Below are 23092 nucleotides of genomic sequence, written 5' to 3'. Positions count from 1 at the left end.
ACACGAAGGGACAGCCGGAGATGCGGTTCATGGTGATGGTCAAGGGCGACGAGAACACCGAAGCGGGCGCGATGCCGTCCGAGGAGGAGCTGGCCGCCATGGGCCGGTTCAACGAGGAGCTGGTGAAGGCGGGCGTGATGCTCGCGGGCGACGGCCTGCACCCCACCTCGAAGGGCGCGAAGATCCGGTACTCCGGTGGGAAGCCGACCGTGGTCGACGGCCCGTTCGCCGAGGCGAAAGAACTGGTCGCCGGGTTCTGGATGCTCCAGGCGAAGTCGAAGGAGGAGGTGCTGGAGTGGATGCGGCGCGCGCCCTTCGTCGACGCCGAGATCGAGATCCGCCAGGTCTTCGAGACCGAGGACTTCGGCGACGCGGCGACGCCGGAAATCCGGGAGTCCGAAGAGAAGCTGCGCGCGCAGCTGGCGGAGCAGCAGAAGTAAGATGACGCGGACGGACGGCCCGCTTCGCACGCGAAGCGGGCTTCCCGCGCGGGCTCAGTCGCCGAAGTCCTCGGGACGGACCTCGTCGAGCAGGGCACGGAACTCCGCGACCTGCTGATCGCGCTCGTGCTCGCTGAGATCGTCCGCCGTCGCCTCGGCACCGGTACCGGTGATCTCGATGTCGACGGAGGCCTCTTCCAACACGGCCTCCTCGACGGTCACCGGGACACCGGCGCGGATCGCCAGCGCGACCGCGTCGCTCGGGCGCGCGGACACCCGGATCCCGGAGTCGAGCACCAGGTCGGACAGGAAGATACCGTGGCTCAGCCCGGTCACCTCGACGCCGACCACCTCGTGGCCGAACGCGTCGATCACCTGCCCGATCAGCTCGATCGTGCCGGGCCTCGGGTGCGCCACCCGCTCCTGGGCGGACAGCAGCGCGTCCGCCTCCGGCGCGCCGATCGTGATCGCCAGCCACCGCTGGTCACCCTCGGTTTCGCGCAGCATCATCACCGGAGCCGCCTCCGGGGAAAGAAGGGCGACTCCCTGCATTCGTACCGGTACCAAGACACTCACCGCTCTCGCTGATCCCTCGAGGCTTCCCGGTGGGTACCCCGGCGCGGCCCGTTCATTCATCGCACCCGCCCAGTATCGCGCCTGACCGCGCGATGAACCACCACCACACGCTGGTTGTGACCGTGATTAGCCCGTCCGCGCGTGTGCCGAGGGTGACCGCGCCGCTCAGGCCGCGGCGACGCGCGCGCCCGCGAAGCGCATCAGGAACTCGGCGTTCGACCTGGTCTTGCGGAGCTGGTCGAGCAGGTGGTCGATGGCGTGCTGGGGGTCGGTGGCGAGCGCGCGGCGGAGTTCGTGGGTGATGGCGAGCTCTTCGGGGGTGAGCAGCAGCTCCTCGCGGCGCGTGCTCGACTGCGGGATGTCGATCGCGGGGAACACGCGGCGCTCCGCGGTGCGCCGGTCCAGTTTGAGCTCGGCGTTGCCGGTGCTCTTGAGCTCCTCGAAGAGGACCGTGTCGCCGAGGGAACCGTTCTCCACCATGGCGGTGGCGACGATCGTCAGCGAGCCGCCCTCCTCGAACGCGCGGGCGGAGCCGAGGAATCGCTTGAGGGGGTGCAGGGTGGCGGCGTCGATACCGCCGGACAGGATCCGCCCCGACGCCTTGGTCGCGAGGTTGTAGGCGCGGCCGAGGCGGGTGAGCGAGTCGAACAGGAGCACCACGTCCTGGCCGAGTTCGGCGCGGCGGCGTGCCCGTGCGACGGCGAGTTCGGCCACCGCGAGGTGCTCGTGCGGCGGACGGTCGAATGTGGACGAAATGACCTCGCCGCGGACCGAGCGCGCCATGTCGGTAACCTCTTCCGGCCGTTCGTCGACGAGGACCACCATCAGCTGGGCACGCGGGTGGTTGACCGCGATCGCGTTCGCGATCGCTTGCAGCACCGAGGTTTTCCCCGCTTTCGGCGGTGACGTGATGAGCGCGCGCTGGCCCTTGCCGACGGGCATGACGAGATCGATGACCCTGGTGGCGATCGCGGTCGGCGTGGTTTCGAGCAGCAGTCGTTCGTGCGGGTGCACCGGGGTGAGCTTCTCGAATTCGGGGCGGTGCCGCGCTTCTTCGGGCTCGATTCCGTTCACGCTCACGATATCGGTGAGCGTGCCCGCTTTTTGCTGCTGTGCGGGGCGTTTCGCGCCGAGCACGAGATCGCCGTGGCGGAGGCCGTGCTTGCGGATCACGGCGAGGGGGACGTGTGCGTCGTCGGCGCTCGGCAGATAGCCGCCTCCTCGGACGAACCCGGCTTTGTCGCCGATGTCGAGTATTCCCCGGATCGGTTCGGGGACAAGGGTTTCTGGCATGGGAGTTCTCCCGAAGTGAGTGTGCCGCGCAGGACGAAAAAGATCGCGCGGTGGATCGGAGAAACGCGGAACGGAAGCTGTTCGACGAACCGTGATTCTCGGGACTTCCCCGGGGCGGCTGGGTTGCCGACATCCTCAGGGGATGACCGCAGTGTAGCGCCCATTCCCCGCACTGGCAAGGCGATCGGCGGGCGCTGTGCCGAGGGCCACTCGGCTAGGGTCGATGTCGTGGCGGAAGAGCGGGCGAGGCCGGTGCCGGGGCAGTACCCGGTCCGCTTCGGCGTGGCCGAGGTGCTCCGGGACGCGGACCGCGAGAACGGCTGGCTGCTCAGCGTCGACGGGATCAGTCAGTCCTATGTGGACATGAATGATCCGGAGCACCTCGAATTCGACTACCTGCGGCGGATCGCCGACGTGCTCGACCTGGTACCGGACGGCCCGCTCGACGTGGTGCACATCGGCGGCGGCGCGGGCACCCTCGCGCGCTACGTCGCGGCGACGAGGCCGGGCTCGCGCCAGCTCGTGGTGGACGCGGACGACGGGCTCGTCGACCTGGTCGAGCGGCTGTTCGGGCTGACGGCGGAAGGGATCCGCGTGATCGTCGGCGACGGCCGCGCGGTGATCGAGGAGCTGCCCGCGGACTCGGCCGATTTCGTGGTGCTGGACGCGTTCCAGGGCGCTTCGGTGCCGGGGCGCCTCGCCACGGCGGAGTTCCTCACCGCGGTCGCGGCGGTGCTGCGGCCGGGCGGCACGGCCGTGCTGAACATTTCCGACGGCACCGGCCTCGCGTTCGCGAAACGGGTCGCCGCCACCGTGTCCGCGGTGTTCCCGCACGCGCTGCTGCTCGCCGAGCCGATGGTGCTGCGCGGCCGCCGGTTTTCGAACCTCGTGCTCGCCGGTTCGACGGCGGAGCTGCCGATCGGCCCGCTGCGGGCGGTGTGCGCGGCCGCGGTGTTCCCGGCACGCTGCGTCGCTGGCGACGACCTGGAGGACCTGTGCGGTGACGCGGAACCGCTGAGCGACGCCGATCCCGTCACCGGCCCCGAACCGCCACCCGATCCGTTCGCACCGCGCGAGGAATAGCGCATCAACCGATCGGTGGATATCGAGTCCACCGCGCGCCGCGCCGCGCGGTCGATGTGCGGACGCCGCGCCGGACGCGATGCTGGAGCCTCCGAAGGAGGAGGTGGCATCGACCATGCTGAAGAAGGCCTTGGTGCTGGGGGTGGCTGGCGCGCTGCTGGCCGTCGCCGGCACCGCGTCCGCTGTGGACGGTCCCGATCGGACGGTGGTCCGCACGGACGCGGGGCCGGTGCGGGGAAAGGTGACCGACGAGGTCCGCACCTTCGAGGGCGTCCCGTACGCCGCGCCGCCGACGGGGGAGCTGCGCTGGCGGTCGCCGCATCCGGTGCGCCCGTGGACCGGCGTGCGGGACGCCACCGCGCCCGCGTCGGCCTGCCCGCAGAACGACAACCCGGAGGCGCCCGGCGGGAGCACGAACGAGGATTGCCTGTACGTCAACGTGACCACGCCGGTGAAACCGTCCGCGCGGCCACGGCCGGTGGTGGTGTGGATCCCCGGCGGCGGGTTCTTCATGGGGGCCGGGCACAACTACGACGCGCACCGGCTCGCCGCGCGGGGCGACGCGGTGGTGGTCACCATGAACTACCGGCTGGGGATCTTCGGTTTCTTCGGGCACGACGGCCTTCCCGGGTCCGGCACGTTCGGCCTGCAGGACCAGCAGGCGGCGCTGCGGTGGGTGCAGCGCAACGCGGCGGCGTTCGGCGGCGACGCGGGCAACGTCACGCTCGCCGGTGAGTCGGCTGGCGGGATGAGCACGTGCGCGCAGCTGACCTCGCCCGGTTCGGCCGGCCTGTTCCAGCGCGCGGTCATGCAGAGCGGCTCGTGCGATTTCGACTGGCCGACGGGTGGTCAGTACCCGGGGCAGCGGGCTGGCTCGTTCTGGGTGCCGCAGCGGGCGATCCGCCAGCAGGGCGACGAGATCGCGGCGAAGGAGCTCGGCTGCCCCGGCGGCGCGGCGGCGCTGGCGTGCCTGCGCGGCCGTCCGCCCGCCGAGCTGATGAAGCAGTTCATGGCCTTCACCTCGTCCGGGACCGGAAGCGGGGTGCTGCCGGAGAACCCGGCGACGGCGCTGGCGGCCGGCCGGTTCCACCGCGTTCCGGTGCTGTCGGGGAACAACCACGACGAAGGCCGTTCGTGGCTCCAGGCCTTCGGCGCCATCGACGCCGCGAAGTACCACCAGCTCGTCGCCGCGATGGCGGGGGACGCGGCGGCGAAGGTGGAGGCGGAATACCCGCTTTCGGCGTACGCGTCACCGGCGCACGCGTGGGGCGCGGTCACCACCGACCGGATCTGGTCGTGCAACCAGGTGCGGTCCGATCGCGCGCTCTCCTCGAAGGTGCCGACCTACGCCTACGAGTTCTCGGACGCGCATTCGCCGCTGGTGCGGGTGTTCCCCGGGCCGATCAAGGAGGGCGCGATGCACGGCGTGGAGCTGCCGTACCTGTTCGACATCCGCGGTGCCCACCTGGAGCTGGCGCCGGACCAGCGGGCACTGGCGGACGAGATGGTCGACTACTGGGCGGCGTTCGCCCGCACCGGTGATCCGAACGGGCCGGGCCGCCCGCACTGGGCGCCGGTGAGCGGTGCGGTTTCGGGGCCGTCGCTCAAACCGTCCGGCCAGGGCGGTATCGCGACCGTCGACCTCGCGGCCGAGCACCACTGCGGGATGTGGGCCGGGCCGCGCTGAGGGGGAGCGACACGGGGCCGCCTCGGCTGGGGGACGGGGCGGTCCCGTTCGTCTACTGTGGACGAACGTATTCGGATGCCTCGCGGACGCCGGAGTCGGTACGCTCACCGTGTGATCCGACCCGCGACCGAGGCCGATCTCCCGGCGCTGCGCGAAATCGAGCGCGCCGCCGGGCTGGTGTTCGCCGAGTTCGGCATGACGGCGATCGCCGAGGACGAACCGCTGTCGATCGCCGAACTCCGCGCCTACCTCGGGCGCGCCTGGGTAGCCGATCCTGGCAGCGGCCCGGTCGCTTACCTGATAGCCGATCTCGTCGACGGCAACGCCCACGTCGAACAGGTTTCCGTGCACCCGTCCCACGCGCGCCGCGGTCTGGGCCGCGCGCTGATCGAGCACCTCGCGGTGTGGGCGCGCGAGCGGGGCTGCGCCGCGCTGACCCTGACCACGTTCACCGAAGTGCCCTGGAACGGCCCGTACTACCGCCGCTGCGGCTTCCGCGTGCTCGACGACGCCGAGCTGACGCCGGGCCTGCGGAAGATCAGGGCGGCCGAAGCCGAACACGGTCTCGACCGCTGGCCGAGGGCATGCCTGCGCCGCGAACTGGGCCCCGAATAGAATCGGCGCGGGCGCGGCGCAGCGGCGCCGTGGCACGAAGGGCGGCACGGGAGTGGTCTGGAGCGTGGAAGATTTCAGCGACCACCTCGACGAGGTCACCAGCGCGATGGGGGAGCTCACCGAAGTGGTGGGCACCGAAGACGATCTCGGTGTGGTGCTCGGCGCGGTGTGCGATCAGGTGACCAGGGTGATCCCCGGCGCGGACCTCGCCAGCGTCACGGTCATCAGGGACGGCGTCCCCAGCACGGAGGCGTTCACCGATCCGCGCGCCGAGCGGATCGACCGCGGCCAGTACGCCAGCGGCGCGGGCCCGTGCCTGCGGGCGGCGGAAACCGGTGCGGTGGTCAGGGTCAGCGTCGGCACGGCCGCCGAGCTGTGGCCCGGCTTCACCGAGTCCGCACTCGAACTCGGCGTCGCCAGTTACCTCGCCGCACCACTGCGCGTCGACGAAACGCTCAGCGGCGCGATGAACCTGTTCGGCTTCGGGCCGCACGGTTTCAACGAGGTCGAGGAGAAGCTGCTCGACCTCTACACGATGGTCGTCGCGGCGACGCTGAAGTCCGCGCGCCGCTACCTGCGCGCGCGGGCGTCGGTCGACCAGCTCCGGCAGGCGCTCGACCGGCGCGCGGTGATCGAGCAGGCCAAGGGGATCATGATGGCCGCGCGCGGGCTCACCCCCGACGAGGCCTTCGGGGAACTGGTGAAACGGTCCCAGCGGGAGAACGTGAAGCTCAACGACGTGGCGGCGGAGTTCGTCGCCGAGGCGACGCGCGCCGTCCGTCCTAAGTAGACACGAACACGCACCGTCCGTCGACTGACACCGACCGTAGCGGATCGACCCTGTAACCTGTCTCACGCCGGTGGGCGAAAGGGGCGCTTCGCGACCGGTTCCCGCGCGTGGCGCGGCTCGCTTGCGCGGGGAATGTCGGGGTGGCCGGATACTCTTCCAGTACGGTGAGTCGCCGGTCGCCTGGCACCAGTCCGGGCACCACAGCCGGCGCGGTTCGTCGTTCGCACGACCTGATCTGGGAGTAAGACCCTGTGACTGCTTCTGCCGAGACCCGCTACGGAGCGGACGACCTGACCCATCTGGAAGGTCTCGAAGCCGTCCGCAAGCGACCGGGGATGTACATCGGGTCCACCGACAGCCGTGGCATCAATCACCTGTTCGCCGAGGTCGTGGACAACTCGACGGACGAGGGTGTGGCCGGTCACGCCGGCCGCATCGTGGTGACCCTGCACGCCGACGGCAGCGTCCAGGTGGACGACGACGGCCGCGGCATCCCGGTCGGGGTGCACGCCAAGTCCGGGCTGTCCGGGGTCGAGCTGGTGCTCACCAGGCTGCACGCGGGCGGCAAGTTCGGCGGCTCGGGGTACAAGACCTCCGGCGGCCTGCACGGCGTCGGCGCCTCGGCGGTCAACGCGCTGTCCCACCGCTTCGACGTCACGGTCAAGCAGAGCGGCAAGGTGCACGAAATGTCCTTCGCGCACGGTGTGCCCGGTGTGTTCGACGGGCCGGGTGCCAAGGCGAAGTTCACCCGCCAGTCCGGGCTGAACGTGACCCGCAAGCTCAAGCGCGGCGAGGGCACCGGCACCTCGATCCGGTACTGGTACGACTCGCGCTACTTCGAAACCGGGGCCGCGCTCGACGTCGACGGCGTGCGCGCCAAGCTGCGCAACACCGCGTTCCTGGTGCCGGGGGTCACCTACGTGCTGCGCGACGCCACCTCGGGCGCCATCGAGGAGGAGACGTTCCACTACCCCAACGGCCTCGCCGACATGGTGGAGTTCCTGTCGCCGTCCGGCGAGAAACCGGTGTCCGGCACGCTGATCGTGCGCGGCGAGGGCACCTACAAGGAGAACGCCGCCGACGAGAACGGCGTGATGAAGTCCAATGTGGAGCGTCGCGCCGAGGTCGAGGTCGCGTTCCGCTGGGGCACCGGCTACGAGCGCACCGTCGAGTGCTTCACCAACACCATCCGCAACGTGCACGGCGGCACGCACCGCAAGGGCTTCGACCGCGCGGCGCTGAAATCCTTGCAGGAAGCCATTTCCCGCACCCGCGGCCTGCTCAAGCCCAAAGAGGACCCGCCGGTGCTCGACGACGTGCTCGAGGGCATGACGGCGGTCATCCACGTCCGCATCCCCGAGCCGCAGTTCACCTCGCAGACCAAGGACGAGCTGTCCACCGCCGGGATCACCAAGGTGATCGGCGGCATCGTGGAGAAGCACATCAAGGCGTGGGTCGACGACCGCAGGACCAAGACCGAAGCCAAGACGGTGCTGCAGAAGATCGTCGACGCGGGCCGGGTCCGGCTCGCGCACAAGCAGCAGAAGGACGCGGCGCGCCGCAAGACCGCGCTCGAAGGCGCCGCGATGCCGCCGAAGCTCGTCGACTGCCGCACCACCGGCGTTTCGCGCAGCGAGCTGTTCCTCGTCGAGGGGGACAGCGCGCTCGGATCCGCCCGCATGGCAAGGGTTTCGGAGTACCAGGCGCTGCTCCCGCTGCGCGGCAAGATCCTCAACGTGCAGAAGGCCAGCCTCGGCGACACGCTGAAGAACGCCGAGATCGCCTCGATCGTGCAGGTGCTCGGGTCCGGCAGCGGCCGCACCTTCGACCTGGCGACCATGCGCTACGGCAGGGTGATCCTGATGGCCGACGCCGATGTGGACGGTTCGCACATCAGGACCCTGCTGATCACGCTGTTCGCGAAGTACATGCGGCCGGTGATCGAGGACGGCAGGCTCTACGCCGCGATGCCGCCGCTGCACAAGCTCGTCACGAAGGGCCGCAACTCCGAAACGCACTTCACCTTCACCCAGCGCGAGATGGAGACGAAGTTCGCGGAACTGGAGGCGGCTGGCAAGAGGATCGAGACCCCGGTGCCGCGGTTCAAGGGCCTCGGCGAGATGGACGCCGACGAGCTGTGGGAGACCACGATGAACCCGGCCACCCGCTCGGTCCGCCGCATCACGCTCGACGACGCCGAAGCCGCGGAGGCCGCGCTCGACCTGCTCATGGGGGAGAAGGTCGAACCGCGGCGCAAATGGCTCGTCGAGTCCTCCGACCGCGTCGACCGCGAAGCCATCGACATCTGATCACCGTCTTCATTCGCTAGTCCAAGGAGTTTCCCGCCATGGCACGCCGCAAGGGCCCGAGCACGAAGGTCGATCCGGGCGCGTTCGACCAGCCGGGCGCGCACGTCTTCGACAACTCGCTGAAGACCGAGATCGAGGACTCGTACCTGGAGTACGCCTACTCGGTCATCCACTCGCGCGCCCTGCCGGACGCGCGCGACGGCCTGAAGCCGGTCCACCGCCGCATTCTGTTCTCCATGAACGAAAACGGTTATCGGCCCACGCACGCTTATGTGAAATCGTCGCGCGTGGTCGGCGACGCGATGGGCAAATACCATCCACACGGCGATACCGCGATTTATGACGCGATGGTACGCCTCGCTCAAGACTTTTCCATGAATGCGCCGTTAATTGACGGACATGGAAATTTTGGTAGCCCAGACGATGGACCGGCCGCGAGCCGTTACACCGAGGCAAGGATGTCGCCCGAGGCCATGCTCCTCGTCGGGGAACTCGGCGAGGACACCGTCGACTTCCGGCCCAACTACGACGGTTCGCTCGAAGAGCCGTCCGTGCTGCCCGCGGCGTTCCCGAACCTGCTCGTCAACGGCACGTCCGGGATCGCGGTCGGGATGGCCACGAACATGATCCCGCACAACATGGGCGAGGTGATCGCCGCCGCGCGCTGGCTCATCACGCATCCTGGTGCCTCGCTGGACAAGCTGATGGAGTTCGTGCCGGGGCCCGATCTGCCCACCGGCGGCATGCTGCTGGGCCTCGACGAGGTCCGCCGCGCCTACGAAACCGGGCGCGGCGTGGTCCGCATGCGGGCGAAGGTCCACACCGGACTGCTCGAAGGCAGCCGGGGCAGGCAGGCGATCACGGTCACCGAACTGCCCTACGGCGTCGGGCCGGAAAAGATCATCGAGAAGATCACCGACGAGGTCACGAAGTCCAAGCGGCTCACCGGGATCTCGGACGTCAAGGACCTCACCGACCGCGAGAACGGCACGCGGCTGGTGATCGAGTGCAAGGTGGGCGTGAACCCGCAGGCGCTGCTCGCGGACCTGTACCGGCTCACCCCGCTCGAACAGTCCTTCGGCATCAACAACCTCGTGCTCGTCGACGGGCAGCCGCAGACGCTCGGGCTCAAGGCGCTGCTGGAAGTGTTCCTGGCGCACCGGTACGAGGTCGTCACGCGGCGGACGAAGTACCGGCGGCGCAAGCGGGAAGAGCGGCTGCACCTCGTCGAGGGCCTGCTGAAGGCGCTGCTGAACATCGACAAGGTGATCAAGCTGATCCGGGAGAGCGAGAACGCGCAGGCCGCGAAGGACGGCCTGATGACGCGGTTCAAGCTGTCCGAGATCCAGGCGACCTACATCCTCGACACCCCGCTGCGCAGGCTCACCAAGTACGACCGGCTCGAACTCGAAGCGGAGCAGGACAAGCTGCGCGACGAGATCGCCGAGCTGACGAAGATCCTCGACGACGAGTCGGTGCTCAAGAAGGTCGTGTCGGCCGAGCTGGCGAAGATCGCGAAGGACTTCCCGACCGAGCGCCGCACCGCGCTCATAGACGGCGATCTCAAGGAGGTGCTCGCCGCGTCCAAACCGGCGGGCCCGCTGGAAGTCGCCGACGATCCCTGCCAGGTCATCCTGTCCGCGACCGGTCTCGTGGCGCGCACCGCGGCGGAATCGGAGGAGTCCCCGGAAGCGCGCCGCCGCAACGGAAGGGTGCGCCACGACGCCGTCGCCGCGGTCGTGCACAGCACCGCGCGCGGCCAGGTGCTGCTGGTGACCAACCGGGGGCGCGCGTTCAAGACGGACGTGCTGCCGCTGCCGGTGCTGCCAGAGCAGGCGGGCACGGTTTCGCTGCGCGGCGGGATGGCCGCGCGCGAACTGGTTCCGCTCGACAAGGGCGAGAAGGTCGTCGGGATCGCGCCGCTCGGCGAGCGGGGTGCCGGTTCGCCGGGGCTCGCGCTCGGCACGAAACTGGGCGTGGTGAAGGTGTGCGCGCCGGAATGGCCGGTCCGCTCCGACGAGTTCGACGTGATCAGCCTCAAGGACGGTGACGAGGTCGTCGGCGCCACCTGGCTCACCGACGGCGAGGAATCGATGACCTTCCTGACTTCGGAGGCGTCGCTGCTGCGGTTCGCCGCGTCGATCGTGCGGCCGCAGGGCCTCAAGGGCGGGGGCATGGCCGGGATCAACGTGGGCAAGGGCGAGGTCGTGTTCTTCGGCGCGGTCCGCACCGACGACACCGAGCACGGCGAGCCGATGGTCGTCACGGCCACCGGCGCGAGCGTGAAGGTGACGCCGTTCGAGCTGTACCCGGCGAAGGGCCGCGCTACCGCCGGTGTCCGCGCGCAGCGCTTCCTCAAGGGGGAGACGGGGTTGACGGTCGGCTGGGTCGGCCCGCGCCCCGCCGGTTCGGGAAAGAGCGGCGATCCGGTCGAACTGCCCGAGCCCGATCCGCGCCGCGACGGTTCCGGTCACGCCCACCCCGGCCCGGATGTGGTGGGCCACCTGATCGAACGCGGCTGAGCCGTTCCCGTGGCGGTGCCCACGAGTGGGCGCTTTCGGCCGTCCCGGTGCGCGAGACTGGGCGGAGTGCCGAAAGCAAGGAGGGGCAGTGGAGACCGATCTCGCTGACGGGCCCGCGCCGCAGACCGGTGTCGGTGTCGTCGCCCCGTTCGACTTCCGCCAGGATCGCGAGCTGTGGCGGTGGGTGCCCGCCGACGTCACGGTGTACGTGGCGCGCACGGCGTCCGTGCCGGTGTGGGACAACCTCGACATGGTGTCGCGGCTCAACCGCGCGAGCCAGCTCGTCGGCCCGACCCGCGAGGTGTGCGGCGTGGGCGCGGAAGTGGTCGCCTACGCGTGCACGGCGTGCGCGTTCGTGGGTGGTGCCGAACGGGAACGCGTGCTGCGGGAGGCGATGGAGATCGAGGGCGCGCGCCACGCGGTGACGGCGGCGAGCGCGGCGGTCGAGGCCATCCGGCAGGTCGGCGGCATGAAGGTCGCGGTGGTGCACCCCTACCAGCGCCCGGTCGGCGAGCGGTTGCGCGAGTTCCTCGCCGAGTCGGGGCTCGGCGTGGCGGACACCACGCCGCTGGGCCTTCCGATGGAGCAGGTCTACTCGGTGACCTATCGCGAGGTTTTCGAGCTGGTCCGCCGGGGCGATCGCGACGACGCCGACGCGGTGTTCGTGAGCTGCACCGCGCTGCCGACCTACGACGTGATCGCGCCGCTGGAGCGGGAGCTGGGCAAACCGGTGGTGACGGCGAACCAGGCGACGATGTGGGCTTCGCTGCGCGCGATCGGGAAGGGCTTGAACGGCGAGGGTCAGTCCCTGGCCCAGTCCGGATAGGACGACCACGCCTGGAGCACGCGGCCGCTGTCGAAGCGCCGGTGTTCGCCGGTGACGGGATCGGTGAACTCCAGCGTCTTCGCCAGCAGCTGCAGCGGGCGGGTGAAGTCGTCGAGCGCGGTTTCGGTGAACTCGGGGTAGAACCGGTCACCGAGGATGGGCACGCCGAGCCCGCTCATGTGCAGGCGGAGCTGGTGCGTGCGCCCGGTCTTCGGGGAAAGCGAGTACCGGCCGAGCCCGTCGCGGTGCTCGGCGAGTTCGACGACGGTTTCGCTGTTCGGCTCACCGGGAACCTCGTAGGCGGTGTAGATGCCGCGTTCCTTCACGATCCGGCTTCGGACCGTGCGCGGTTCGGCGAGCGAAAGGTCGGCGCGCGCGATCGCCTCGTAGGTCTTCGTGACCTTCCGGTCGCGGAACAGCGTTTGGTAGGCGCCGCGCCGTTCGGGGGTGATCACGAACATGACCAGGCCGGCGGTGACCCGGTCGAGCCGGTGCGCCGGGACGAGTTCGGGCAGGCCGAGATCGTGGCGCAGCCGCACGAGCGCGGTCTCCATCACGTGCCGCCCGCGCGGGATGGTGCTGAGGAAGTGCGGTTTGTCGACCACCAGCAGGTGGTCGTCGCGGTGCACGAGCTCGACCTCGAAGGGCACCGGCGCCTCGTCGGGGAGGTCGCGGTGGAACCAGATCACCGAGTTCGGCACGAACGGCGCGTCGAGTCCGAGCGGGCCGTCCTCGCCGTGGATGCGCTCCTCGCGGAGCATGCCGTCGATCCGCTCGGGGTCGAGCCGCGGCAGCCTCGCCACGAGGTGCTCGCGCAGCGTGGTCCACGGCCCTTCGGCGGGCAGCCGCAGGCGTGCCGCGTCGAGCCCGTTGCGCGGCGGGAGCGGGGAAACACGCTTGCGTCTCATCACCGAAGACCATAGATGCCATCATGGGCGCGGTGACGGTGACACGAGGTAGCACACGAGGCAAGCGGCTCCCGCCGGAGCAGCGCCGCGCGCACCTGATCGACGCGGCGATCGCGGTGTTCGGGAGGCTGCCGGTCGACCAGGTCTCCGCGGACGACATCGCGGCCGAGGCCGGGGTGTCGCGCGCGTTGTTCTACCGGTACTTCTCCTCGGCGGCCGAAGCGTTCGTGGCGGCCACCGAAACCGCGGTCGACGGGCTTGTGGAACGGCTCACCACGCCGTCCGAAGGGACCCTCGCCGAGCAGTTGCGGACCGCGCTGGGCGAGTTCCTGCGCTTCGCCGAAACGCACGAGCCGTCGGTGGTGGCGTTGCTGCGCAACGGATCGGTGATGGCGACGCCGGACACCACCGCGCTGATCGACCGGGTCCGCCGCACCGCCGTCGACGAGATCCTCGCGAGGGCGGGGGTCACCGAGCCGAGCGCGATGACGTTGATGACGCTGCGGAGCTGGGTGGCCACCGTCGAGGTCGGCACGCTGAGCTGGCTGCGGGAACGGCATCTCACCGCGGCCGAGCTGGCCGCGTGGCTGACCGACCAGTTCATCGCGATGAGCGCCGCGACCGCCGCTCACGACGCGTCGATGGCAGGCGTGGCGGACCGCTAGCTGCGCCACTTCTCGCCGGTGATGAGTTCGTACACGCGCTGGTACCGCTCGCGGGTCGCGTCGACGATCTCGGCCGGGATTTCGGGGCCGGGCGGGGTTTTGTCCCAGCCGGTGCTGACCGACCAGTCGCGCACGAACTGCTTGTCGAACGCGTGCTGCTGGTGGCCGGGCTCCCATTCGTCGGCGGGCCAGAACCGGGAGGAGTCCGAGGTGAGCACCTCGTCCCCGAGGGTCAGCGCGCCGCCGGCGGCGAAGCCGAATTCGAGTTTGGTGTCGGCGACGAGGATGCCGTTCTTCGCGGCGTGCGCGGCGCCTTCGGTGTAGATGGCGAGCGTGAGGTCGCGCAGCCGCTCGGCGGTGTCGCGGCCGATCTGCGCGGCCATCGCGTCGAAGGTGATGGGCGCGTCGTGTTCGCCCTCTTCGGAGACCTTGGTGGTGGGCGTGAAGATCGGTTCCGGCAGCTTGTCGCCGTTGACCAGGCCCGGCGGCAGTGCCACACCGGAAACCGAACCGGTGCGCTCGTACTCCTTGAGCCCGGAGCCGGTGAGGTACCCGCGCGCGATGCATTCGAACGGCACCATCTCCAGCGGCTTGCACCGGATCGCGCGCCCGGCGAACTCGGCGGGCACGTCGGTCGCCGACAGCACGTGGTTCGGCACCACCTCGCGCAGCCGGTCGAACCACCAGATCGAGAGCTGGGTGAGCAGGATTCCCTTGTCCGGCACCGGGGTCGGCAGCGGCACGTCGTAGACCGAGACGCGATCGGACGCGACCAGGAGCAGGTCCCCGTCGAGCTCGTAGAGATCCCTGACCTTGCCCGCGTGCACGTGCTTCATGGGGAGCGTTGTAGCACACGAAGGCCCTCGACCCGGCCGGGCTACCGTGGTAGGCGTGACCGAAGCCACCGAAGGCGTGACCTTCACCCGCGAGGACTGGTACGCCGAGGAGCTCGGCGCGAAGGCGTTCACGAACTGCGCCTTCCACGAAGTGGATCTCACCGAGGCGAGCACCGAGGGCGCGGTCTTCACCGAATGCACCTTCGGCAACGTCCGGTTCAACGCCTCGAAGCATTCTTCGTCGGCGTTCGTGGGCTGCGTTTTCCAGCGCTGCAACTTCTTCGACGCCGAATTCACCGGCTGCAAGCTGATGGGGAGCACGTTCAAGGAGTCGACGGTGCGGCCGATGCGGGTGCACGGCGGCGACTGGTCGTTCATCGGGCTGCCCGGCGCCGATCTCCGCAACTCGGTGTTCGAGCAGGTTCGGTTGCGGGAAGCGGATCTCACCGGGGCCGATTTCACCGACGCCGCGCTCACCGGTGCCGATCTGTCCGGTGCGCAGCTGCACCGGATCAAGCTCGGGCGGTGCGATCTGCGCGGCAGCGAGCTGAGCGCGCTGGACCCGGTCAACGCGGAGCTGGCTGGCGCGATCATCACTACTGAGCAGGCGGCTGTCTTGGCGGCGGCGTTGGGCCTGACCGTCGCGGAGGAGGGCGTCACCGTAAAACGCGGGCGACGATCCCGGTGACGACGAGCCAGAAGACCGCGGCGAGCCCGTAGTTGATGACGACGCCGATATCGTTGTCGGACAAGGTGAACAGGCCGGGGAAGAACAGCGCGAGCGGGTCGGCGATCGACCGGATGAACCCGAAGAACGCGTTCGCCTGGTTCGCGCCGAGCACGACCATCAGGATGTAGACCACTTCGATCAGCGCGAAGAGCGCGCCGATCCCGGTCACCACTCGTGCGGCCGTGCCCCGGCCACCGTGGATTCGTGAGGTGGACATGGCCGGGGAATGCCCCGGCGGAGTGGTAGCGAAACGGGTTTTCCGCGCTGTGCGGCCGAATTCGTCCCCGTGCGGCGAGTGCCTGGGCCGAACGGACGAAGATCAGCCGTAGGTGACGACCCACCAGGCGAGCACGAGGCCGCCCGAGTTGGTCGCGAAGTGGATGAGGATCGTGGTGAGCACGCCGTGTGCCGCGTAACGCCACCAGCAGAAGACCACACCCACCGCGGCGGCGGCGAGCATCGCGAGGATCGGGATCAGCCAGGGAACCCCGCCGAGCGCCGCGTGCACGGCGGCGTTTTCCTTCAACGCCAACGAGGGCAGCAGGTGCCACAGCCCGAACAGCGCGGAGGCGCACAGCACGGGTTTCCACCGCCACCGTTCGCCGCCACCGAACAACGCGGGCAGCACGCCCCGGAACGCGACCTCCTCGACGAGCACGGTCCCGAAGGGGATCCGCACCAGCGCCAGCACGAGCAGCTGCCCGGCCCCGGGGTGCCCGATCCGCCCGTCGTCGAACACCGGGCGCGCGAGGACGAAAGCGATCGCGAACAGCGCCGAGACCACGGCCATCCCGAAGAGCCCGGCGAGCGCCGAGCGGGCGAGGAACCGGCGGTCGAATCCCAATTCGTGCGCGCGGACACCGGCCCAGCGCGCCAGCAGGAGCAGCAGCGCCGCCGTCACCGCGCCGCTGACCGGGTACGCCCAGCCGGGCAGGACGCGGTTCGGCAGGTAGTTCGCGGCGGCGAGCAGGAGCACGGCGGCGGCGATCGCCGTCCTCCTGCGCTGGGGTGCGGTCATCACCGTCCAGTTTGCGCGGCGGCCTTCGCCTCGTGCCATTCGCCGGCCAGCATCGCCCAGACCCCGGAGTCGAGGCGCCGCCCCGCGATCGGGAACGTCTGCCGGAGCACGCCTTCGAAGGTGAACCCGAGGCGCTCGGCGACCGCGACGCTGCGGGTGTTCGACGGATCGGCGCGCCATTCGACACGCGCCATGCCGCGCACGTCGATCGCCCAGTCCACCATCGCGCGCACCGCGGCGGTGACCAGTCCGCGGCCGACGGCGCCGCGATCGAGCCAGACCCCGACCTCGCACACGCCGCTCGGCACGTGGAAGGTCCGGAACAGAGTGCCGCCCGCGAGCTTCCCGCCGACCCGGATCCCGTAGAGGCGGCCTTCGTCCCGCGCTTGCGCGTCGGCGTAGCGCTGCAGGAGTTCCCGCGCGCTCTCGGTGTCCACGACCGTGTGCGCCCACGGGATCCACGGCGCGAGGTGCTCGCGGACCTGGTCGACGTGGGCCGCGAACTCCTCGGCGTTCCAGGGTTCGAGCGGGCACAGCTCGGCGTCGGGCGCCAAGGGGTGGCTGAGCATGGGGTTCCCCTCCAGTACGAACGTACATAACACTTGTTATGTACGATCACGAGGATAACCGACCAGGACGGAGAGTGGCCAATGCCCGCACGCGGGGACCACGACGCGCGGCGAGAGGACGTTTCCGAGGCGGTGTGGCGGGTGCTCGCGGCGCACGGGTTCAGCGGGCTCACCCTGCGCGCGGTCGCCGCCGAGATGGGCGCGTCCACCGGGCTCGTCACGCATTACTTCCCGAACAAGAAAGCGCTCGTGCGGTACGCCGTGCGCCTCGCGGACGACCGGACGCAGGCGCGTGCCCGGCGCGAACCGGAACGGCCCGGCCTCGCCGCGTTGCGGGCCGCGCTGCTCGACGTGCTGCCACTGACCCGGGACGCGGTGACGATGAACCGGATGTGGGTCGGCTTCTGGGGCGCCGCGCTCGCCGATCCCGCCCTGCACAAGGGCGAGGCCGAGCGGTACGCGAACTGGCGCGCCCGGCTGCGTCCGCACGTCGTCGAGGCGCAGCGGCGGGGCGAGCTGGACGCGGCGGCGGATCCCGACGATCTCGTCGCGATCGCCGCGTCGTGCACGCACGGACTCGTCGTCCAAGTGCTGTTCGATCCGGAAAATTTCCCACCGGAGCGCCAAATCTCCCTTTTGGACAGTTTTCTCGACGGACTTCCCGGCGGCGCTTGAATCACACGGTCGGGTAGCGCCCCCGTGCGCCTCGTTGACAGTCCAGTGTGGTCTCAGCACTCTCGGTGAAGTGCCGTTCAGACCGTTGTCCTTCCGCCAGTCCCGCCCCGTCCCTGTCGAGCCGCCGCCGAAGATCCCCGAACAGGCACGGCTCCGCGTGGTGGGCGAGGACCTGGTGGCGTTCGCGGCGTCGGTGTTCGCGGCCTACGACCTGCCGCCCGAGCGCGCGAGGATCGCGGCGCACGCGCTCTGCTACGGGGACCTCGCCGGGGTGAAGGACTGCGGCGTCGCCGAGCTGATCCGGACCTACCTCCCGCTGTTCGACGAGGGACAGGTGCGGCCGAGGGCGGAGCCGCTGGTGATCGCCGACCGCGGGGCGGCCGCGATGGTCGACTACCGCAAGGCGCTCGGCCTGTGGGCGGTCAGCGACGCGATGGACCGCGCGGTGGTCAGGGCCGCGCGCTACGGCGTCGGACTGCTGTCGGTGCGCGGGGTCAGCGCGTTCGGGAGGGCGGCGCACCACGCCTCGCGCGCGCTTTCGCACGGCATGATCGGCGTCGTGCTGGCCGCGGGTGGCGATCAGGGGGTGAACCCGCTCGGCATCGCGGCACCCGGCGGTGACTACGCCCCGTTCGTCTTCGACGCCACCGCCGACGCGCTGACCTCCACCGGGCCGCAGTCACCTGCCGCCGGGTTCGCGTTGATGGTCGAGGTGCTCGCCGGGGTGCTCTCCGGGGTCGGCGACCACGACCGCGACACCGGCCTGCTGGTGCTCGCGATCGCCCCGCCCGCGCTGCGCAGCGCGGACGGGTTCGCGCGCGCGGCGAGCGCGTTGTTCGGCAGCCTGCTCGGCTGGGACAGCGGCGTGGGCGGCACCCCGATCCGCTACCCGGGCTGGAAGGAATCCCAGTTCGCCGAGCAGTGCGAAGCGCTCGGCGTGCCGATGTCGCCCGCGCTCTACCGCGAGCTGAACGCGCTCGCCGGGCAGCTCGGCATCCCGATGCCGCCCGCCACCTGAGTCATTGCTGACCGGCGAACCGCGCGCGGGTCAGCGGTTTCAACTCCGACCGGTCGACGCCGTCGAAGCGCTCCGGCCGGAAGTCCGCCAGCAGCGGTGACTCCCGTTCGGCCAGGATCTCCTGCGCGGCGAGCCGCCCGAGGAGCGGGCCGAGCGTGATCCCGCTGTGCGTGGCCAGCGCGTAGAGCCGTGGCGCGGCGAACCCGGCCACGGTCAGCCCGTCGGCGGGCATCGCGCGCTGCCCGACCCGGAGCGATTCGAGCCGCACGCCCTCGGTACCGGCGACCAGCTCCCGCAGCCGCGCGCACAGTTCGGCGGCGTGCTCGCCGTCGGCGGGCGGCACGGCGGCGGGATCCGCGTCCGCGTCGAGGTCGAGCCCCTGCACCACGAGCCTGCCGCCGCCGTCGGGGCGCACGTTCAGCCTCGGTGTGGTCAGCACCGACGGCACGCGCGCGGCGACCGGGCCGGTGTAGCCGAGGAAGCCGACCGTCGCCGGTTCGGTGCCCGCCATCGGGATGGTCACCGACGCCGTCGAGGCGAGTTCCTCGGTCCAGCGGCCGGTCGCGAGCACCACGGTGTCGAACGATTCGCTCGTGCCGTCGGCGAGTTCGACCGTGCCGCCGGAAACCGCGGCGACTTCGGCGGGGCAGCGGAGCACGGCACCGTGGTCACGCGCCTCGCCCCAGAGCCGTGCGAGCAGCACGATCGGCAGGACGTGCCCTTCTTCCGGGAAGTAGGCGATCTCGTCGACCCCGGGCGGGACCACCAGATCGGGCACCAGTTCGCGCGCCCGGCGCGGGCTGATCCAGTCCATCGGGTACGCCCGGTCCCGCAGTTGCTCCGTCGACGCGCGGAGCCGTTCGGCACCGCCCGCCCCGTCGGCCCATTCGAGGTTGCCGGTCGGGCGGAACTCCTCGCCGCCGAGCTCGTGGTGTTCGAGCACTCCGGCGAGGTTGAGGTCGTGGTAGCTCAACGGGTTCTTCTGGTGCGAGTTGACCCAGGCGAACGTGGTGCCGGTGGTGCCGGCACCCGGTGCGCTCCGCTCGAACACCGTCACCTCGGCTCCGGCGAGCGCCAGTGACCTCGCGGTGCTCGCGCCGAGTACGCCGAGGCCGATTACTGCGATCCTCACCCGATCTCCCTGCTCTCCGGACTGGACATGTCTACTGTGGACGGAATGGAAGCCCGGGTGCCGATGCCGACGACGGCGAGCACGACCGCGGAGGACGCGATCCCGTACACCGCGTAGGGCACCGACGTGCCGGCGAGCTGGGCGGCCGCGCAGCCCGCGATCCCGGCGATCATGCTCGCCAGCGCGGCCGCGGGCCGGAGCGTGAAACGCTTGCGCAGCGCGAAACCGAGGAAGATCGGCGCGGCGAGCGCGGCCGCCGAGTACGCGTAGCTGGCGACCAGCCAGCCCAGCGCGCTCGGGAAGGCGATCGCGAGCACCGCGGCGAGCGCCGCCACCCCGGCACTGAACAGGCGGGACAGCGAGATCGTCGCGCGGTCGCCCCTGGTCCCGCCGAACACGTTCTGGTACAGGTCGCGCGTCAGGTTCGCGACCACCGACTGCAGCGCCGCCCCCGTCGTCGAGATGATCGTCGCGACGAGGAAGGCGCCGAAGAGCACCAGCAGCGCGGTCGGCAGCCGGGTGAGCAGCCAGCCCGCGGCCTGCTCCGGGTTGGCGAGCCCGGGGCTCATCGCGCGCACGGCCAGCCCGATGCAGCCCGCGTACACCCCGGCGACCAGGATCGTGAGCCCGGAGAGCACCAGCCCGCGCCGCGCGTCACCGACCTTTTTGGTCGCGAACACCCGCTGGTAGTAGAGCTGGTTCGTCAGCGTGCCCGGCACGATCGCGGCGATCCACAACCAGATCTGCTCGCTGCCCGCCGCGCCGATTCCCTTGACGCTCCACAGGGTTTCCGGCACTCGCGAGGTGATCCCGGACCAGCCGCCCGCCAGGTAGATCGCGTACCCGGCGATCACCAGCGACATCAGGATCTTGAAGATGCCGAACACGAAATCGGTCCACGCCACCGAAGTGAGCCCGCCGGGCAGCACGAACACCAGCGAGCCGATCATGATCGCGATCACCAGCACCGCCGCGGGGATCCCGGTGAGCTGCCCGAACAGCTTCGCGAACGAGACGAACTGGGTGGCGAGCCAGCCGAACGGCACGATCAGCGCGGCGATCCCGGCCACCACGGTGACCGTCCTGTTGCGACCGAACAGCTTGGTGAGGATGTCCGGGACGGTGGTGAAGCTCTGCTCCCGCAACCACTTCGCGATGAACGCGAGGCCGAGGAATCCCAGCAGGACACTGCCCTCGTAGGCGAACACCGACCAGCCCGACGAGTAGGCGATGCCCACGTGCGCGATCAGCACGCCACCGCCGACGGCGGTGGCGAACTGGGTGATCACCACGACCCCCAGCGGCAGCGACTCCGGTGCGGCGAGCCAGTCGGCCGAGCTCTTCGCGCGGCGGCCGAAGTACATCGACAGCAGCGCGCCGATGCCCACGATCACGATGCTGATCAGCACGATCGCGATGATCTGACCGGTCGTTCCCTGGTGCATGGTGAACCCTCCAGAGGGTGGAAAGGGCCGCCGCGCGCACTGCGGGGTGCGCGCGGTGTTTCTGCGTCGTCGGAGTTTCTCCCTAGGCGAATCTCGACGGGGCGAACCGCGTCAGGTCGTGTCGGGTGGTGCCGTGTTCGGCGAGATCGGCGGCGATCTCGCCGAAGACCGGGGCGAGTTTGAACCCGTGCCCGGAAAATCCGGTGAGGACGGTCGTGTTTTGCTGTCTGGGCACCGCGCCCACGATCGCGTGGTCGTCGGGTGTGAAGCCCTCGGTGAAGGTGGTGACGCGGACGGGATCGGGGCGCACCCCCGGCAGCAACCGCGCGGCGGCGGCCGAGGCCGCCTTGAGGAAGTCGACGGAAGCGTTGCGCGGCAAGCTTTCCGGGCCGTCGATGGCGGGCCAGCCGAGGTGGTGCGGGACGATCTTGACGCCGACCCCGTCGAGCACGGGGAAGCAGGAGAACCCGGCTTCGGGATGCCTTCGCACGGCGATCGGCAGCCTCTCGGGGCGGTGCGCGGCCACGTCGTGCGCGGCGAACCAGCACGCGGTGATCAGCCGCGGTTCGACGGCGATTCCGTGCAGCAGCGGGGTTTCGCGCGCCCACGGGCCCGGGGCGAGCACCAGGTGGTCGACTTCGGCGGTCGTGCCGCCGGTGGTGATCCGCCAGCCGGTGGCGGTCTCGTCGAGGCCGGTGACGGGGGAGTAGGGCCGGATCTCGGCGCCGAGCCGCGCCGCTTCGGCGAGCGCGGCCTGCACCGACGGCTCGGGCCGCAGCACGCCCGCGTTCGGGTCCAGTACCGCGATTTCCCCGTGATCGAGGCGGTGCTGCGGGAACCGTTCGGCGGCATCGGCGGCACTGAGCACTTCGTGCGGCAGGTCGTGTTTCTTCGCGCAGGCGCGGACGGCGACGAGATCGGGATGGTCCGGCGCGCCGATGGTCAGCCCGCCGCACCGGGTGAGGAGATCACGGCCCGCGGTCTTTTCCAGCTCGCGCCACAGTTCTCCGGCCCGCAGCAGGAGCGGGACGTACTCGCCGCCCTCTTTGTAGATCGTGCGGAAGATCCGGGACTCGCCCGCCGAAGCGCCGCGGTCGTGCCCGCCGGCGTACCGGTCGAACGCGATCACGCGCAGCCCGCGCGCGGCCAGGCGCCACGCGGCCATCGCGCCGATCACGCCGGTGCCGACCACGCCGATCCTCGGTTGCGTCATCACGGGTCCCCTTCCGCGAGCACCGAATGCTCGACGAAGAACTCCATCGCGCCGGGCCGCATGAGGTACGCGCCCGATTCGGCCAGCTCGCCGTTCGTGAGCCAGGTGTAGCGCCGCTGCCGGACGAGCGGCGTGGTGGTGTCCATCGCGAGCAACTCGGCCTGGTGCGGTTGGAGCAGTACGGCGTCGAGGTACATCCGCGACCGCGCGATCGGCACCCCGGTCCGTCCGAAGTAGACCATCATGGTCAGCTCGGCGAGGTCCTCGTCGAGCAGATGGGGCGCGAGCGCGAACGGGACCGCGGTGATCTCGAGCGCGAGCGGGTTGTCGTCCACGTCGAACTTCATCCGGACGAGCTGCGTCACCGGCGTGTCACCGCCGATGCCGGGAAGGTCCACTTCGGACTCCGCCGCGGGCACCACGGCCGCGGAGTGCACCGCGTGCCGCCCCGGGATCTCCGGACCGCGCAACCGCGGGTTGATCAGCCGCAGCAGGTTCTCCTGGCGGACCCCCTCGGCGACGAAGGTGCCCCGGCGCCGGTGGCGCACCACGAGCCCGGCCTGCGCCAGCTCGTGCAGGACCCGCTGCGCGGTGGCGCGGCTGATCCCGTGCTGCTCCCGCAACTCGGCCTCGGTGGGTAACCGGGCGCCGGGCGGCAGGTCTCCGGAGCGGATCCGCTCCTCGAGCTGAGTGCGAATCCGCAGGTAGAGAGGTGCTGACACCGAATGAGCCTAGCAATACC

The 23092-nt window shown here is 70.4% G+C and carries 23 protein-coding genes; 12 read left to right on the top strand and 11 right to left on the bottom strand.

Features of this window, described 5'->3' with window-relative positions; genetic code table 11:
* The first annotated feature begins 20 nt into the window (after positions 1-20).
* On the top strand, positions 21-440 hold the full coding sequence (locus HUW46_RS09205; RefSeq protein ID WP_215546896.1) for a YciI family protein: 420 nt from the start codon (positions 21-23) through the stop codon (positions 438-440).
* Between the two features lie 54 nt (positions 441-494).
* On the opposite strand, the gene HUW46_RS09200 is transcribed toward HUW46_RS09205, so the two are convergent.
* Entirely contained in the window at positions 495-950 is a 456-nt protein-coding gene (locus HUW46_RS09200; protein ID WP_254126588.1) for a bifunctional nuclease family protein, read from the bottom strand.
* Positions 951-1181: 231 nt separating this feature from the next.
* On the bottom strand, positions 1182-2309 hold the full coding sequence (gene rho, locus HUW46_RS09195; protein ID WP_215546895.1) for a transcription termination factor Rho: 1128 nt from the start codon (positions 2307-2309) through the stop codon (positions 1182-1184).
* A gap of 228 nt (positions 2310-2537) precedes the next feature.
* Here rho and HUW46_RS09190 point away from each other — a divergent pair, with 228 nt between their 5' ends.
* The 7 genes from HUW46_RS09190 (at position 2538) to HUW46_RS09160 (ending at position 12141) form a co-directional block, all read left to right on the top strand.
* Positions 2538-3392: a spermidine synthase gene (locus HUW46_RS09190; RefSeq protein ID WP_254125970.1), complete on the top strand. Its 855-nt coding sequence runs from the start codon at positions 2538-2540 to the stop codon at positions 3390-3392.
* 115 nt (positions 3393-3507) lie between these two features.
* Positions 3508-5079: a carboxylesterase/lipase family protein gene (locus tag HUW46_RS09185; protein WP_215546894.1), complete on the top strand. Its 1572-nt coding sequence runs from the start codon at positions 3508-3510 to the stop codon at positions 5077-5079.
* A gap of 111 nt (positions 5080-5190) precedes the next feature.
* A complete protein-coding gene (locus HUW46_RS09180) occupies positions 5191-5694 on the top strand; it encodes a GNAT family N-acetyltransferase (protein ID WP_215546893.1) in 504 nt (167 codons plus the stop codon).
* Between the two features lie 106 nt (positions 5695-5800).
* Entirely contained in the window at positions 5801-6484 is a 684-nt protein-coding gene (locus tag HUW46_RS09175) for an ANTAR domain-containing protein (RefSeq protein WP_215549755.1), read from the top strand.
* 251 nt (positions 6485-6735) lie between these two features.
* On the top strand, positions 6736-8793 hold the full coding sequence (locus HUW46_RS09170) for a DNA gyrase/topoisomerase IV subunit B (RefSeq protein WP_215546892.1): 2058 nt from the start codon (positions 6736-6738) through the stop codon (positions 8791-8793).
* A 38-nt stretch (positions 8794-8831) separates the two neighbouring features.
* Positions 8832-11315, top strand: a complete 2484-nt coding sequence (locus tag HUW46_RS09165; RefSeq protein ID WP_215546891.1) for a DNA gyrase/topoisomerase IV subunit A — start codon at positions 8832-8834, stop codon at positions 11313-11315.
* An 88-nt stretch (positions 11316-11403) separates the two neighbouring features.
* Positions 11404-12141: a maleate cis-trans isomerase family protein gene (locus HUW46_RS09160; RefSeq protein WP_215546890.1), complete on the top strand. Its 738-nt coding sequence runs from the start codon at positions 11404-11406 to the stop codon at positions 12139-12141.
* Here the strand turns inward: HUW46_RS09160 and HUW46_RS09155 are convergent.
* Positions 12117-13049, bottom strand: a complete 933-nt coding sequence (locus tag HUW46_RS09155; RefSeq protein WP_215546889.1) for an RluA family pseudouridine synthase — start codon at positions 13047-13049, stop codon at positions 12117-12119. The two genes, HUW46_RS09160 and HUW46_RS09155, sit on opposite strands and share 25 nt — an antisense overlap.
* 32 nt (positions 13050-13081) lie before the next feature.
* Here HUW46_RS09155 and HUW46_RS09150 point away from each other — a divergent pair, with 32 nt between their 5' ends.
* Positions 13082-13714: a TetR/AcrR family transcriptional regulator gene (locus tag HUW46_RS09150; RefSeq protein WP_215546888.1), complete on the top strand. Its 633-nt coding sequence runs from the start codon at positions 13082-13084 to the stop codon at positions 13712-13714.
* On the opposite strand, the gene HUW46_RS09145 is transcribed toward HUW46_RS09150, so the two are convergent.
* On the bottom strand, positions 13711-14550 hold the full coding sequence (locus tag HUW46_RS09145; RefSeq protein ID WP_215546887.1) for a phosphoribosylaminoimidazolesuccinocarboxamide synthase: 840 nt from the start codon (positions 14548-14550) through the stop codon (positions 13711-13713). The two genes, HUW46_RS09150 and HUW46_RS09145, sit on opposite strands and share 4 nt — an antisense overlap.
* Positions 14551-14605: 55 nt before the next feature.
* On the opposite strand from HUW46_RS09145, the gene HUW46_RS09140 reads away from it, so the two are divergent.
* Positions 14606-15238 (top strand): pentapeptide repeat-containing protein, encoded by a 633-nt coding sequence (locus tag HUW46_RS09140; RefSeq protein WP_254125968.1) that lies wholly within the window; start codon positions 14606-14608, stop codon positions 15236-15238.
* Here the strand turns inward: HUW46_RS09140 and HUW46_RS09135 are convergent.
* The 3 genes from HUW46_RS09135 to HUW46_RS09125 form a co-directional block, all read right to left on the bottom strand.
* Positions 15207-15497 (bottom strand): hypothetical protein, encoded by a 291-nt coding sequence (locus HUW46_RS09135; protein ID WP_215546885.1) that lies wholly within the window; start codon positions 15495-15497, stop codon positions 15207-15209. The genes HUW46_RS09140 and HUW46_RS09135 overlap by 32 nt on opposite strands.
* A 102-nt stretch (positions 15498-15599) precedes the next feature.
* Complete coding sequence (locus tag HUW46_RS09130; protein ID WP_215546884.1) at positions 15600-16298, bottom strand: CPBP family intramembrane glutamic endopeptidase; 699 nt, start codon at positions 16296-16298, stop codon at positions 15600-15602.
* Positions 16298-16867, bottom strand: a complete 570-nt coding sequence (locus HUW46_RS09125) for a GNAT family N-acetyltransferase (RefSeq protein ID WP_215546883.1) — start codon at positions 16865-16867, stop codon at positions 16298-16300. Before HUW46_RS09125 ends, HUW46_RS09130 begins: the two co-directional genes overlap by 1 nt.
* A gap of 81 nt (positions 16868-16948) precedes the next feature.
* Here HUW46_RS09125 and HUW46_RS09120 point away from each other — a divergent pair, with 81 nt between their 5' ends.
* Positions 16949-17542 (top strand): TetR/AcrR family transcriptional regulator, encoded by a 594-nt coding sequence (locus HUW46_RS09120; RefSeq protein ID WP_215546882.1) that lies wholly within the window; start codon positions 16949-16951, stop codon positions 17540-17542.
* 70 nt (positions 17543-17612) lie between these two features.
* Positions 17613-18560, top strand: a complete 948-nt coding sequence (locus tag HUW46_RS09115; RefSeq protein ID WP_215546881.1) for an Ldh family oxidoreductase — start codon at positions 17613-17615, stop codon at positions 18558-18560.
* A 1-nt stretch (position 18561) separates the two neighbouring features.
* Here the strand turns inward: HUW46_RS09115 and HUW46_RS09110 are convergent, their stop codons facing one another.
* The 4 genes from HUW46_RS09110 to HUW46_RS09095 form a co-directional block, all read right to left on the bottom strand.
* Complete coding sequence (locus HUW46_RS09110; RefSeq protein ID WP_215546880.1) at positions 18562-19692, bottom strand: NAD(P)/FAD-dependent oxidoreductase; 1131 nt, start codon at positions 19690-19692, stop codon at positions 18562-18564.
* Positions 19689-21137, bottom strand: coding sequence for a sodium:solute symporter family protein (locus HUW46_RS09105; protein ID WP_215546879.1), 1449 nt, complete (start codon positions 21135-21137; stop codon positions 19689-19691). The genes HUW46_RS09110 and HUW46_RS09105 overlap by 4 nt, the downstream gene beginning before the upstream one ends.
* Positions 21138-21219: 82 nt before the next feature.
* The gene (solA, locus tag HUW46_RS09100) at positions 21220-22350 is read right to left on the bottom strand and encodes an N-methyl-L-tryptophan oxidase (RefSeq protein WP_215546878.1); all 1131 of its coding nucleotides are present in this window, start codon (positions 22348-22350) and stop codon (positions 21220-21222) included.
* Complete coding sequence (locus HUW46_RS09095; RefSeq protein ID WP_215546877.1) at positions 22350-23072, bottom strand: GntR family transcriptional regulator; 723 nt, start codon at positions 23070-23072, stop codon at positions 22350-22352. The genes solA and HUW46_RS09095 overlap by 1 nt, the downstream gene beginning before the upstream one ends.
* Positions 23073-23092: the final 20 nt, after the last annotated feature.

The sequence above is a fragment of the Amycolatopsis sp. CA-230715 genome, assembly GCF_018736145.1.
GTDB lineage: Bacteria > Actinomycetota > Actinomycetes > Mycobacteriales > Pseudonocardiaceae > Amycolatopsis.
This window is presented reverse-complemented; position numbering and strand designations above follow the sequence as displayed.

What these genes read in the sequence shown, in the direction of transcription:
- HUW46_RS09205 (WP_215546896.1), top strand. Translation starts at nt 21, where the DNA reads ATGCGGTTCATGGTGATGGTCAAGGGCGACGAGAACACCGAAGCGGGC.
- HUW46_RS09200 (WP_254126588.1), bottom strand. Translation starts at nt 950, where the DNA reads ATGATGCTGCGCGAAACCGAGGGTGACCAGCGGTGGCTGGCGATCACG.
- rho (WP_215546895.1), bottom strand. Translation starts at nt 2,309, where the DNA reads ATGCCAGAAACCCTTGTCCCCGAACCGATCCGGGGAATACTCGACATC.
- HUW46_RS09185 (WP_215546894.1), top strand. Translation starts at nt 3,508, where the DNA reads ATGCTGAAGAAGGCCTTGGTGCTGGGGGTGGCTGGCGCGCTGCTGGCC.
- HUW46_RS09175 (WP_215549755.1), top strand. Translation starts at nt 5,801, where the DNA reads ATGGGGGAGCTCACCGAAGTGGTGGGCACCGAAGACGATCTCGGTGTG.
- HUW46_RS09165 (WP_215546891.1), top strand. Translation starts at nt 8,832, where the DNA reads ATGGCACGCCGCAAGGGCCCGAGCACGAAGGTCGATCCGGGCGCGTTC.
- HUW46_RS09155 (WP_215546889.1), bottom strand. Translation starts at nt 13,049, where the DNA reads ATGAGACGCAAGCGTGTTTCCCCGCTCCCGCCGCGCAACGGGCTCGAC.
- HUW46_RS09145 (WP_215546887.1), bottom strand. Translation starts at nt 14,550, where the DNA reads ATGAAGCACGTGCACGCGGGCAAGGTCAGGGATCTCTACGAGCTCGAC.
- HUW46_RS09135 (WP_215546885.1), bottom strand. Translation starts at nt 15,497, where the DNA reads ATGTCCACCTCACGAATCCACGGTGGCCGGGGCACGGCCGCACGAGTG.
- HUW46_RS09130 (WP_215546884.1), bottom strand. Translation starts at nt 16,298, where the DNA reads ATGACCGCACCCCAGCGCAGGAGGACGGCGATCGCCGCCGCCGTGCTC.
- HUW46_RS09125 (WP_215546883.1), bottom strand. Translation starts at nt 16,867, where the DNA reads ATGCTCAGCCACCCCTTGGCGCCCGACGCCGAGCTGTGCCCGCTCGAA.
- HUW46_RS09120 (WP_215546882.1), top strand. Translation starts at nt 16,949, where the DNA reads ATGCCCGCACGCGGGGACCACGACGCGCGGCGAGAGGACGTTTCCGAG.
- HUW46_RS09105 (WP_215546879.1), bottom strand. Translation starts at nt 21,137, where the DNA reads ATGCACCAGGGAACGACCGGTCAGATCATCGCGATCGTGCTGATCAGC.
- solA (WP_215546878.1), bottom strand. Translation starts at nt 22,350, where the DNA reads ATGACGCAACCGAGGATCGGCGTGGTCGGCACCGGCGTGATCGGCGCG.